11 protein-coding genes and 1 tRNA gene are annotated in these 12,573 nt (G+C 66.4%); 9 read left to right on the top strand and 3 right to left on the bottom strand.

Going from position 1 to position 12,573, the window contains the following annotated elements:
- Positions 1-33 precede the first annotated feature (33 nt).
- Positions 34-1,101 carry an mRNA surveillance protein pelota gene (locus ABDZ36_RS07110; RefSeq protein ID WP_211311367.1) on the top strand — a complete coding sequence of 356 codons (1,068 nt, stop codon included), beginning with the start codon at positions 34-36 and terminating at the stop codon, positions 1,099-1,101.
- 63 nt (positions 1,102-1,164) lie between these two features.
- Here ABDZ36_RS07110 and ABDZ36_RS07105 read toward each other — a convergent pair whose 3' ends face one another.
- The 3 genes from ABDZ36_RS07105 to ABDZ36_RS07095 form a co-directional block, all read right to left on the bottom strand.
- Positions 1,165-3,810, bottom strand: coding sequence for an AAA domain-containing protein (locus ABDZ36_RS07105; RefSeq protein WP_211311366.1), 2,646 nt, complete (start codon positions 3,808-3,810; stop codon positions 1,165-1,167).
- Positions 3,811-3,993: 183 nt separating this feature from the next.
- Positions 3,994-4,944, bottom strand: a complete 951-nt coding sequence (locus tag ABDZ36_RS07100; RefSeq protein WP_211311365.1) for a zinc-dependent metalloprotease — start codon at positions 4,942-4,944, stop codon at positions 3,994-3,996.
- A gap of 37 nt (positions 4,945-4,981) precedes the next feature.
- Positions 4,982-5,239 carry a hypothetical protein gene (locus ABDZ36_RS07095; RefSeq protein WP_211311364.1) on the bottom strand — a complete coding sequence of 86 codons (258 nt, stop codon included), beginning with the start codon at positions 5,237-5,239 and terminating at the stop codon, positions 4,982-4,984.
- 176 nt (positions 5,240-5,415) lie between these two features.
- Between ABDZ36_RS07095 and ABDZ36_RS07090 the strand changes: the two genes are divergently transcribed.
- The 8 genes from ABDZ36_RS07090 (at position 5,416) to ABDZ36_RS07055 (ending at position 12,558) form a co-directional block, all read left to right on the top strand.
- On the top strand, positions 5,416-6,477 hold the full coding sequence (locus ABDZ36_RS07090; protein WP_211311363.1) for a M20/M25/M40 family metallo-hydrolase: 1,062 nt from the start codon (positions 5,416-5,418) through the stop codon (positions 6,475-6,477).
- Between the two features lie 101 nt (positions 6,478-6,578).
- Positions 6,579-6,773, top strand: a complete 195-nt coding sequence (locus ABDZ36_RS07085; protein WP_211311362.1) for an LSM domain-containing protein — start codon at positions 6,579-6,581, stop codon at positions 6,771-6,773.
- Positions 6,770-6,943 carry a 50S ribosomal protein L37e gene (locus tag ABDZ36_RS07080; RefSeq protein ID WP_188878148.1) on the top strand — a complete coding sequence of 58 codons (174 nt, stop codon included), beginning with the start codon at positions 6,770-6,772 and terminating at the stop codon, positions 6,941-6,943. Before ABDZ36_RS07085 ends, ABDZ36_RS07080 begins: the two co-directional genes overlap by 4 nt.
- A 426-nt stretch (positions 6,944-7,369) precedes the next feature.
- Complete coding sequence (gene purF, locus ABDZ36_RS07075; RefSeq protein ID WP_211311361.1) at positions 7,370-8,845, top strand: amidophosphoribosyltransferase; 1,476 nt, start codon at positions 7,370-7,372, stop codon at positions 8,843-8,845.
- A gap of 101 nt (positions 8,846-8,946) precedes the next feature.
- A complete protein-coding gene (locus tag ABDZ36_RS07070) occupies positions 8,947-9,645 on the top strand; it encodes a type 1 glutamine amidotransferase (protein WP_211311360.1) in 699 nt (232 codons plus the stop codon).
- A gap of 442 nt (positions 9,646-10,087) precedes the next feature.
- The gene (locus tag ABDZ36_RS07065; RefSeq protein WP_211311359.1) at positions 10,088-11,269 is read left to right on the top strand and encodes an orc1/cdc6 family replication initiation protein; all 1,182 of its coding nucleotides are present in this window, start codon (positions 10,088-10,090) and stop codon (positions 11,267-11,269) included.
- 510 nt (positions 11,270-11,779) lie between these two features.
- Positions 11,780-11,864, top strand: a tRNA-Leu gene (locus tag ABDZ36_RS07060).
- A 160-nt stretch (positions 11,865-12,024) separates the two neighbouring features.
- Positions 12,025-12,558: a helix-turn-helix domain-containing protein gene (locus ABDZ36_RS07055; protein ID WP_211311358.1), complete on the top strand. Its 534-nt coding sequence runs from the start codon at positions 12,025-12,027 to the stop codon at positions 12,556-12,558.
- Positions 12,559-12,573: the final 15 nt, after the last annotated feature.

Here is a 12,573-nt window from a genome sequence, read left to right as displayed (position 1 = left end):
GGACACAAGGCCCGTGCCCCCGGATCCGAACGTATGCAGATCAAGGAGCGTGAGGCCCGCGAGGCTGGGCGCGAGAAGTTGGTGCTCGTCCCGGAGAGCCTCGACGACCTCTGGCATCTCGCGTACGTCCTCGAACCCGGCGATCGCGTGTCGGGCGACACGACGCGACGCATCCAGCGCGCGGACGACCAGATGCGCGATACGGGCGGACAGCGCGAGCCGATGTGGATCGCCCTCGACGTCGAGGAGGTCGAGTTCCACAAGTTCGCCAACCGTCTGCGCGTCTCGGGCGTCATCGACGACTGCTCGCGCGAGGACCAACTCGGGCTCCACCACACGCTGAACGTCGAGGAGGTCGACGAGATCGAGGTCACGAAAGTCTGGAAGCCCGATCAGATCGCGCGCGTCGAGGAGGCCGTCGAGGCGGCCGACCAGCCCGAGGTCGCCATCGCAACGATCGAGGAGGGTGAGGCGTACATCCACACGGTCCAGCAGTACGGCGTCGACGAGTCCGGGTCGTTCACGGGCACCACGGGGAAGGGCGAGTACGCGCGCGGGCGCGAAGAGTTGTTCGCCGAACTCGGGCAAGCCATAGAGCGCATGGATCCGGACGCGGTCATCCTCGCCGGACCGGGGTTCACGAAGCAGGACGCCCTCAGCTACTTCGAGGAGCAGAACATGGCGTTCGTCGAGCGCGTCACGACTGTCGATACGTCCGCTGCGGGCGGGCGCGGCGTCCACGAGGTCCTGAAACGCGGTGCCGTCGAGGACGTGCAGGCCGAGACGCGCATCGCCGAGGAGTCCGAGCTGATCGACGAACTGATGGAGCGACTCGGGACGGACGAACCCGTCGCGTACGGGATCGAGGAGGTAGCGAAAGCCGCCGACTTCGGCGCGGTCGAGACGCTGCTCGTCCTCGACGAGCGCCTGCGCAAGGAGCGCGCGGACGAGGGCGATTGGGACGTCGATATCAACGACGTCATCACGACCGTCGAACAGCAGGGCGGCGACGTGACGGTGTTCAGCCACGAGTTCGCGCCCGGCGAGCGACTGCGGAACCTCGGCGGGATCGCGGCGCTCCTTCGGTATCGGCTGAACTGACGGCCCACACACGGTCGCGTCGAAACTCCCGTCACCGAGGCGGACGGCTTCGACTCCCGTCCTTCAGCGGCGCGCCCAGTCGAGCATCCGCGCGTAGAAGTCGTCCGTCCGCAGCGCGGCCGCATCGCCCACGAGCACGAGCGCCTTTTTGGCCCGCGACATCGCGACGTTCAGTCGGCGGTAATCCTCGAAGATCGGGCCATCGAGCGCGCCCGTGGCGACGAACGAGACGACGATGACCTCCTTCGAGGAACCCTGGAAGCGATCGACGGTGTCGACCGCGACGCCCTCGGGGACGCGACGGCCGATCTCGCCGACTTGCGCGCGGAACGGCGCGATGACGCCGATCTGCGAACGCTCGAGGCCGCCGTCGAGATAGCGCTCGACGATCTCCGCGACGCGCTCGGCCTCCTGCGGATCGACGTGTGCGTCCGTGGTGCCAGTCACGTCCACGAAGCCGACGCCGTCGACGACGTCGGTGTGCTCGGAATCGACGCCGAGGTCGGTGAGCGACTGCGTCGCCACCGCACCGTTCGCCGGGCGGAGCCGTCCCTCGTAGAACTCCGTCGAGGAGAACGCCTGGATCTGCTGGCGCATCCGGTATTGGCTCTCGAGGAGAACGCCGGCTTCCGGGTGCTCCTCGATGAGGCGCTCGAAGAGCGACGTGGTGAGTCGCCCGCCGGCCTGGACGACCGGCGGCAGTTGGTGGTGGTCGCCGACGAGCACGAATTTCGCGCCCCTGTTGATCGCCGCGAGCGCACCGGGTTCGGTGAGCTGGCTCGCCTCGTCGACGAGCACGACATCGAACGACTGTGAACGCATCACGCGCGACCCGCAGGTCGCGGTGGTGGCGGCGACGAGCGACGCCGCGCCGAGCCGGTCGGCCTGCTCGTGTGGCCCGCCGGCGTTTTCGAGTCGGTACTCCTGCATGTCCTCGCGCACCCCCGTCTCGGTGCCGACGCGGACGATGTCCGCGATGTCCTGCTCCTCGATGGCTTCCAGGGCGTTGTCGACCGCGCGGTTCGTGAACGCGGATAAGAGGACGCGATCGCCGCGCGCGATGAACTCCCGGACGAGCGTCGCGATGGTGTACGTCTTGCCGGTGCCGGGCGGGCCGTGGATCAGCGCGAAGTCGTCGGCGTTCAGCGCCCGATCCACCGCCGCGTTTTGGGCGTCGTTGTTCGGGACGACGTCGTGTGCCGTGTCGTCGAACGTCGGTGCCTCCCGGCCGAAGAGGACGTCCTTGCGGCGCTCGTCGCCCTTCAGGACGAAGTCGTGGAGCGCGGTGAGCATCCGCGAGACGGAGAGCTCGGAGGGGTAGACGTCGAGGCGACGGAGGTCGAGCGGTTCGTCCGTCGTGACGACCACACGCTCCTCGTCGAGGCGCTCGACGCGGCCCATCTCCGCGGTACCCTGAATGGGGTCGCCGTCGCTCGCGAGCACGCGATCGCCCTCACGGATCTTCGAGGACGCCGCGGATGGGCGACGCGCGCGCAGTCGCCAGCCGCCATCGACGAGTTCCTCCCGGCCGGCCGGTTCGAGGTCGATAACGGCGCGATCGTCGGCGGCGCGTTCCTCGGGACTCTGCTTCCAGAGCTTCGCGTACTCCGCGTGGATCTCGCGGCGCTCGGCCTCGATCGCCTCGTAGAGCTCCTCGAAGTAGTCGCGCTCGCCCTCGGGGAGCATCGAACCGATCTGTCCGGCCTTCGACTCCTGATCGAGTCGCCCCGAGACGACCATGCAGGCGTCCTGCTCGAAGCAGTATTCGCACTTCGCGTTCGACTCCTTGCCCGTGGGCACGCTCATCCCGTGCTCCATCGCGGCGAGGCGATTGCGCGAGCGGACGACGAACTCCAGGAGTCCGGACCCGATCGAGAACTCCTTTGCGGGCGAGAGGTCGCCGCTCTCCTCACCGCGATCGACCGCGGCGTTCTTCGTGTAGAGCAGCGTCCCGGTGTCGGCCTCGACGCCGCGCTCCTCGAGCAGCAGGGCGTAGCAGGCCGCCTGGATCTTGTCGTGGAAGCGCGGATCGCGGTTCGTGTTCTTCCCGGTCTTCAACTCGACCGGCATCCCGCGCCGAATCGCGTCACAGCGGCCCTTGATTCCGAAGGTGTCCGAGATGAGCGTGTACTCGGAGCGCCAGTCGTCTTCCTCGGTGAGGAGGCCCTGATTCAGCCACCCCTCGATGGCCGAGGCGTGCTGGCGCACCTCCTCGCGGACCGAATCGGGGTCCTCGCCGAGCAGGCCGAGTTCGAGGCCGGCGTCGTCCACCGCGTCGTCGATGGCGTCGTCGAGGTCCCGGCCACGCAGGAGGTCGCCGAACACCTCGTGGACGAGCGTCCCCTTCGCGACGGGGTATTTGAGCGGGAGCCCCGAGAGCTTCGAGAGGTAGTACTGGCGGGGACACTGCACCCATTCGCGTATATCGGTCACGTCGACGAGGTAGTCGGGTTCGACGACGACGTAGGAGCCCTTCGACGTCGAATACTGCGTCTCGCCGTTCCACTCGCGCTCCTCGGGATCGGTTAAGAGGAGCTCCATCCCCGGTTCGAGGTAGTCGGCGGTCTCCGTCCACTTCCCCCAGAGCGTCACCGTCTTCGGGACCGAGTCGCCGGGCTCAAGCGTCACCTCCGCGAGGTCGCGCTCGCCGTACTTCGTGCTGACCGCGCGCACGTCGCCGACGTCCGTCACCGTCCCCCGAATAGTCACGCAAAGAGGTAGTCGCGGCCGGCGAAAAACGCTGTCGCTAGTCGTCGAAGATCTGCCAACCACCCCCCTTCGAGTCGACGTGCGCCGAGACGAGCCGATCGGTACCGTCGTGGTCGGCGATGTCCCCGCGGTCGAGCGTCTCGTGGGTGTCAGGGATGGGGGCCGGACTGTGGCGCGTGCGGCTCAGTTACCGGCGACGCGCGCGACCCAGCGCATCGGCTCGTCGAGTTCAGCGTCGCTCGGGAGGTGGTCTGGCGACTCCCAGACGAGCCCCGCGGTCGCGACGTCGCGGGCGTCCGCGACGGCGTCGAAGAAGGCCTTCCCGCGCTCGTACTGCTCCCGTTTGAGGTGGAAGCCAAGCAGGCGCTTGAGGAGGCCCCCAAGAGGGCCCTCCTCGTCGCGACGCTCGTCGAGCTTCCGGCGGAGGTCGTCGAAGGAGTCGTCGAACGCCCGGTCCATCAGGAGCTCAGCGTATCCCTCGACGGCGGTCATCGTCGTCAGGAGATCGCTGAAGGCCTCGATATGGAGCTCGGCCTCGGAAAGCCCCGCAACGCCTTCGCGCAGTCGCGTTTCGAGATGGTCACGAAGCCACGGGGCGGCACCGAACTCGGCGGCGTGCGTCACCTCGTGGAAGGCGATCCAGCGCCGGAAGCGCGGGAAGGCGACGTTCATCGTCGTCGCTGCGCCGACGATGTTCGGGTGGACGAAGTAGAGGCGGTGGTCGTCGGCCTCCGCGAGCAGGAGAGGGTCGTACTGGCCGAGCACCCGGCTCGCGACGAAGGAGAGCATCCCGGCGGTCGTCGCGGTGTTGAGCGTCCGTGCGACGCCCGGGAAGGCCGCATCGTGCTCGAGCGGTTCGAACGCGCGCCGGAACGTCTCGACGTTCGCGTCGATCCAGTGGTGACGATTCTGCACGGCGACGGTCTCGGGGATGTCGAAGTCGAGGCCGGAGACGTCGCGGATGCGCGTGCGTGCCGCCCGCACGTCGCTCGCGTACCCCTCGCGATCGGCGGGTGTGAGGTCGAGCGCGCCAGGGTCGGTCGCGCTCTTGGCCGCATCGGCGACCGCCGCCCAGTCGACGGCATCGTCGCCGGACGCACCCGCGACCGCGCGGGCGCTGTCGAGGAGTGTCATATCCGAAATCGGTGCCGTGTCGGGATAGGCCTTGTCCTCAGTTCTCGCCGGCGTCGTCGCCGCCGAGCGTCCGCTTGACGAGGAGGCCGGTGACGGCGAGGACGCCGAGGACGACGAGAAGACCGAGTGCCTTCGATGTGCCGCAGCCACAGCCGGTGTCGCTCTCCTCACGGTCATCGGTCTCGTTCGTGCTTCCGGCGTCGACGGGCGCGATACCGACGTCGTCGCTCGACTCGCCGCTAAAGTCGGCCTCGAAGGAGAGGCCGTCGTGAACGTGGAACTCGATGAGACTCATGGTTCCGTGTGAACGCGGGCGACACAAGTGGGTTCCGACGTGGGTTCCGACCGCGGAGCAACGTGACGCGACGACGAGACGGGTGACGCACCATCGTGGCGGACGGCCCGAGACGGAAGGCCGCGCAGGGTACGGGTATCGGTGGCTTCTTGCTCGCGCCGACCACCTCGACCCATATGCACGACGACCAGCGGGAGTTCCTCTCCAATCTGCTCGCGACGGCGAGTCCCTCGGGGTTCGAGACGCCCGCCCAGCGCGTCTGGGTCGACTACGTCGAACGGTTCGCGGACGAGGTCCGCACCGACGACTACGGGAACGCGATCGCGGTCTACGACGGCGGCGACGGCCCCGAACTCGCGGTCAGCGGCCACGCGGACGAAATCGGTTTCGTCGTCTCGGCGATCAACACGGACGGCTACCTCCACCTCTCACCCGTCGGCGGGAGCGATCGCTCCGTCTCGAAGGCCCGACAGGTCCACGTCCATACCGCCGACGGCCCCGTGAACGGCGTGATCGGGCAGGCCGCCATCCACGTCCGCGACAAGGACGACACCGAGTACGACGACATCGAGGAAATGACCGTCGACATCGGGGCCGGGGACGAGGACGAAGCGCGCGACCTCGTCGACATCGGCGATCCTGTGACCTTCGCGCAGACGCCGAGCCCCCTCCGCGGCTCGCTGCTCACCGCGCGCGGCCTCGACAACCGCGTCGGCGTCTGGGTCGCCGCCGAGACGCTCTGCCGCGCCGCCGAACGCGGTGCCGAATCGACCGTCTACGCCGTCTCGACCGTTCAAGAGGAGGTCGGGCTCTCCGGCGCGAAGATGGTGGGCTACGACCTCGACCCGGACGCGGCCGTCGCCGTCGACGTCACGCACGCCTCCGACCACCCCGAGTTCCCCGGTAACAAGCACAACGAGATCGCGCTCGGTGACGGGCCCGTGGTCGCGCGCGGGTCGACGAACCACACCGCGGTCGTCGATGCGGTCCGCGACGCCGCGGACGATGCGGGGATCGACGTCCAGTTACAGGCCACGGGCATCCGCACCGGGACGGACGCGGACGCCTTCTACACCTCGCGGAGCGGGATCCCGTCGCTCAACCTCGGGCTCCCGAATCGGTACATGCACACGCCGGCGGAAGTCGTCAATACGGAGGACCTCGACGCCGCCGCGGACCTCCTCGCGGCCTTCGCCGTCCGGGCCGCCGGGCGCGACTCGTTCGCCATCGACCTCTGAGCGGAGCGCCGTCGACCTCTGGGCGGAGCGACGGACGCGTGCGCGTTTCGACTGCCGGAGGAGTCGGTACGTTTATGCGTGCGACGGGCACCCGATGTTGTATGAGCGGCCGACCGCTGGACGTCCTCGAAGCCTCCCTCGAAGAGACCGTGACCGTGGTACTCAAAGACGGTGGGGAGCACATCGGGGTCCTCACCGGCTACGACCAGCATATGAACCTCGTCCTGGAGAACACCGACGCGGGTGAAGACACAATCGTTATACGCGGCGATAACGTCGTAACGATCAACCCATGACTGGAGCCGGTACGCCGAGCCAGGGGAAGAAGAACAAGACGACGCACGTCAAGTGCCGCCGCTGTGGTGAGAAGTCGTACCACTCGCGGAAGAAGGTCTGCTCGAGCTGTGGCTTCGGCAAGTCCGCCAAGCGCCGCAGCTACGAGTGGCAGTCGAAGCAGGGCGAATAACCGCTTTTCTCTTTCCGTTTTCACACCGGTAGCGACGGTGTTGGCCGTCGCCCGAAACCGTGACACGAAGGCGATGGCTCCGTCGCGCCGTGTATCACCGTCGCGCCGTGTATCACCATCGCGCCGTGTATCACCGTCGCTCCGTGCATCGTCGATACTCCGATAGCTGGCGCGCTCTCGTCACTCAACGGCACGAACCGCGTACACTCACGGTGCGTTCGTTTCGGCGTCTACGCCACGATGCCCCCGCCGTCGCGACGCCGCTGTCCTACCGCTGGGACGGCCCCATCGGGACGACCGACGAGCGTCGGTCCTCGACGGGACGGCACAGCAGTAGTACCCATATACATGCATACCACGGACCGTCTGTCGGCAATTCGGTTCACAACCACGGATGTTTTACGTGATGCCGACCCAGGAGGAACCATGACAGGGCGGGACGAGACGGTGACGAACGGGCCGCGGGAGAAGTGCGGTGTCGTGGGGATCTCCCTCGACGAGCGTTCGGCCGCGCTCCCGACGTACTACGCACTGTACGCGCTCCAGCACCGGGGGCAGGAGTCGGCCGGGATCGTCACGCACGACGGGTTCCAGCAACACGATCACGTCGAAATGGGCCTCGTCGGCGACGCCTTCGACGAGAGTGACATCGAGGCACTCCAGGGGAGCGCAGCCATCGGCCACGTCCGCTACCCCACCGCAGGGAGCGTCGATAAGTCCTGTGCGCAACCCTTCACGGTCTCCTTTAAGGGCGGTGCGCTCGGGCTCAGCCACAACGGCAACCTCGTCAACGCCGCGAGCGTCCGCAACGAACTCGCCGAATCCGGCCACGCCTTCACGAGCGACGGCGACACCGAGGTCATCGCCCACGACCTCGCGCGCAACCTCTTAGAGGAGGACCTCGTGCGCGCCGTCAAGCGGACGATGAACCGCATCCACGGGTCGTACGCGCTCACGATCAGCCACGACGACACCATCCTCGGCGTCCGCGACCCAGAGGGGAACCGACCGCTCTGCATCGGGGAGATCGACGGCGGCTACGTCCTCGCCTCCGAATCCGCCGCCATCGACACCCTCGGCGGCGACCTCGTCCGCGACGTCCGGCCCGGCGAACTCGTCGTGCTCCACGAGGACGGGAGCGGCTTCGACTCCTACCAGCTCGTCGAGCGGGAGAACACCGCCCACTGCTTCTTCGAACACGTCTACTTCGCGCGCCCGGATTCGACCATCGACGGCGAGCTCGTCTACGAGGTCCGGCGCGAACTCGGACGCAAGCTCTGGGAGGAGTCGTCCGTCGAAAGCGACGTCGTGATGCCCGTCCCGGACTCAGGGCGAGCATTCGCCTCCGGCTACGCCGACGCCTCCCAAGAAGGCGACGGCGGAGGCGTCGAGTTCGCCGAGGGACTGATGAAAAACCGCTACGTCGGCCGGACGTTCATCATGCCGACCCAGGAGGCGCGCGAGCGCGCCGTCCGCCTGAAGCTCAACCCGATCAGATCGACCGTCGAGGGCAGGTCAGTGACGATCATCGACGACAGCATCGTCCGCGGGACGACGTCGAACCAACTCGTCAAGCTCGTCCGCGAGGCCGGCGCGGAGGAGGTCCACATCCGTATCGGCGCACCCCCCATCGTCGCGCCCTGCTACATGGGGATCGACATGGCGACCCGCGACGAACTCATCGCCGCCGAGAAGAGCGAGGAGAAGATCGCCGAGGAGATCGGCGCGGACAGCCTCTCCTATCTCTCCGTCGACGCCGTGACCGAAGCGCTCGGACGCTCGCGTGCCGATCTCTGCCTCGGCTGTGTCACCGGCGAATACCCCTACGACATCGACGGCGAGACCACTGACCGGGACGTGCGACGGCCCACGGTCGGCGCGGACGCACCCGCCGACGACTGACGGCCGTTGCGACCGGACGCTTACGCTGATCGCCGGCTCGTGATCCCGCTTTTTTGGGTTATCGCCGAGGTTCTTAGGTCGCGACGCGCGTAATCGCGAGTATGCGTCCGCGTGTCGCGCTGCTCGTCGCCTCGGAGAACGTCGACGACGCCCGGCGGAACTTCCGGCGCGAGCTCCCAGCGGTCGTCTCGGCGTTCGATGTCGTGAACGGGGGGTTCCCGAACTCGTACGGTGACTACGACGCCGTCGTCATCAGCGGCTCGCCGTACGCGGTGTACGACGATCGACCGTGGATCCCGCGGTTGCGGTCGTGGGTCCGCGGGGCCGTCGATCGCCGGCTACCGACTCTCGGCGTCTGCTTTGGCCACCAGCTACTCGCGACGGCCCTCGGCGGGACCGTCGAGCCGATGGACGAGTTCGAGGTCGGGTTCCACGAGATCCACCGCGTACACGACTCGGCGCTACTCGACGGCCTTGGCGAGTGGTTCACGGCGTTCACCGCGCACCGCGACGAGGTGACGACGCTTCCCGATGATGCGGTGCGGCTGGCCGGGAACAACTTCACCGACGTCCACGCGTTCCGTGCCGGCCACGCGTTCGGCGTGCAGTTCCACCCCGAGTTCGACCTCTACACGGCCACGCTCGTACTGGAGGAGCGGGACGTCCGCGAGGAGCACATCGAGACTGTTATGGATCACCTGAACCGGGAGCACTACGGCGAGGCGACGCGCGTGAAGCGACTCTTCACGAACTTCCTGGACTACGTCGCGGAGTCACACCCCCACGGCTCGCGGTTGTAGGGGTCGACGCTCGCGGCCGTACGCGCTCCTAGTCGCCACTATCAGGAGTCGTGGTCGACGGTTGTCGTCCCGACGGCACGCACGTACGGTAGAGGCCCCTCTATCGCGCTATTACACCCCATTTCCGTATCGCCGCTTCTCCCCTCACTTCGCGTGTTCTCTCCTCCCCCTCCCCGTTTTGCAAATGTTCCGGGGACACGGGAGGACCGGTGCCAGCGCTCGACCCATCACCGTGTCGAGAAGGGGACCCCACCCCCGTTCTGCAAATGTTCGACGCAGTATCAATAGCCGACTACGGCGATTTCGTCGGGGCTACCGGCCTACTGTGGGTGTCCGATCGGACATGACTCGAACGCTCAGAAGATGAGAAAACACGAGAAACTCAAGAAACATTAGAAGAGTACACTTATAACAGTCCCCATCGAACCTAAAGTCGGTAGCGATGGATACGCCGTTTCGAAAGCGCGCAGGGATCTTCACGGACAAGAACGTCCTGAAACAGCAGTACGAACCTGCAGAGATCCTCGAACGCGACGAAGAGATCGAGGCGTACGCGAACGCATTACAGGACGTCGTAGATGGGTGGGAACCGGAGAACGTCTTCGTCTATGGCAAAACCGGCGTCGGAAAGACTGCGGTGACGCGCTACATGATGGAGATGTTACGCGTCGAGGCCGACCAGCGCCCGGACGTCGATGACGTCCACGTCACCGAGGTAAACTGTCACCACCACCCGTCGTCGTATCAGGCGGCTATTGCATTAGTGAACGAACTCCGTGCGGACACGGATCGGGAGACCATCACGACGGGACGTTCGACCGCGGACGTGCTCACTGCGCTCTTCGAGGAGATCGAGGATCGTGAAGGAACAGTTCTTGTGGTGCTCGACGAGATCGACAATCTCGGGGACGATGACATCCTCCTCTATCAACTCCCGCGCGCGAAAGCGAACGGCAATATCGAACACTCGCAGGTCGGGGTGATCGGGATTTCGAACGACTACACCTTCCGGAACGACCTCTCCTCGAAGGTACAGGACACACTCTGCGAGCGCGAGATCAAATTTCCGCCGTACGACGCGAACGAGCTCCGAACGATCCTCTCGGACCGGGCGGAGAAAGGGCTCTCGCCGGGCGTTCTCGACGACTCCGTCATTCCGAAATGCGCAGCGCTCGCCGCGCAAGATCGGGGAAGCGCACGGCAAGCGATCGACTTGCTCCGCGAAGCCGCGAACGTCGCTGTTGAGGACGGCCGCGAGTCGGTTACGGAGGTGGACGTCGGTGCCGCGGAGAACCGCGTCGAGCGCGGCCGCGTGAAAGACTCGATCCGCGATCTGACGACGCACGGACGCTACACGCTTCTCGCGGTCACGAACCTCGCGATAGAAGCGCACACGCCTGTACGGGCCAAGAAGGCGTACGGGATGTACGAACGTGTCTGTGCAGAGAACGGCGTCGATCCGCTCAGCCAGCGCTCCGTCCACGACCACCTGATCGACCTCGCGATGCTCGGGTTTTTGACGCAGTACGACCGCAACCACGGCCGTAGCGGCGGTCAGTACTACGAGTACGAACTCGACGTCGGGCCCGCCATCGTCACCTCCGTTCTCGGCGCGGAGGAGTGAGTCGCGGAAAATCGACCTGCCACGATCCGCGTGTCGGTTCCACCCGGCCGATTTCCCCGGTCGGTTCCACCCGGCCGTGTCGGTTCCACTCGGCCGATTTCCCCGGTCAGGACCGTCCGTCGTCGCTCAGAACATTTGCAAAACGGGGTGGGGGTGCGGGAGTGGCCGCTGTCGCACCGGCTCGAACACACCGAAGGAGATCGTGACGCGGCTCGACGTCGGAGATCTATTTTCAGGTTTGGATTCCGGAATCTCACAGTTTTGTACCCCGTGTTCTGGGGTGTACACGTACTGCCCCCGTACGTTCCATGCCAGAACATTTGCAGAACGGGGGAGGGGAGGAAGCCGTCGATCCAGCGTCCGATCGGCGCGTCGGTGAAACCGCACGGCCACAACGCTGAACGACGCGAATCGTTGCGACCGCCCCCTGATTCGGTGTCGCACTCCGGGGGCGAATCGCAAGCCTCTTACTTAACCCAGCAGTACGAATGAATGCGAACGCGAGAGCGAGCGTGGGTAGCCAAGCTAGGCCAAAGGCGCAGCGTTGAGGGCGCTGTCCTGTAGAGGTTCGCCGGTTCAAATCCGGTCCCACGCATCGCACTCACGCGGGCACTCACCCGCGGCAAAGCGATGCACGGTGATTCCCTTTCGGGACATCACCCACGCACAACTTCCTACTCGAAACCACGACACACAGCGGGGCCACTACCCTGCGAAGCGCCGTATTGAAATGGTCGCTCCGCATACCGGGGGGTATGGCAAAATACTCCACGGGCGGCTCCTCCGGTGGCGGCGGCGGGGGCACCTGTGAGCTCTGTGGAACGTCCACCGACTCCCTGACGACGGCGTCCGTCGCGGGTGCCGAGCTCACTGTCTGTCGGGACTGCGCCGACCTCGACGAGAGCAAGAAACGCTCGCGGCGGAACACGAACGCCGAGAGTGGGTCCTCCTCCGGGAGTAGCGGCGGGAGCGAGCGCGAGCGCAACAGCGCGGTCCGTACGGCAGCGAAACAGATCGACGCGTCGCGCGGTGACTCCTCACACTGGGAGGAGCACGGGACGAACTACGAGCGCGACCGGCTCCCATACCTCGTCTCGGGGTACGGCGAGCGCGTCGAGGCAGCCCGCCAAGAGGAAGGTCTCCAGCTCGCCGAACTCGCCGAGGAGCTCGATGTCGACGAGAACGATCTCCTCGCAGTCGAACAGGGTCGCGCGACGAAGGCCGGCGTCGGCGGGAGCGTCGTGCGCGCGCTCGAAGAACGTCTCGACGTGACGCTCGTCTCGGAGTAAGCGTCTCGACGGGCG

The organism is Halarchaeum salinum, assembly GCF_039520965.1.
In the GTDB taxonomy this organism is placed as follows: Archaea; Halobacteriota; Halobacteria; order Halobacteriales; family Halobacteriaceae; genus Halarchaeum; species Halarchaeum salinum.
This window is presented reverse-complemented; position numbering and strand designations above follow the sequence as displayed.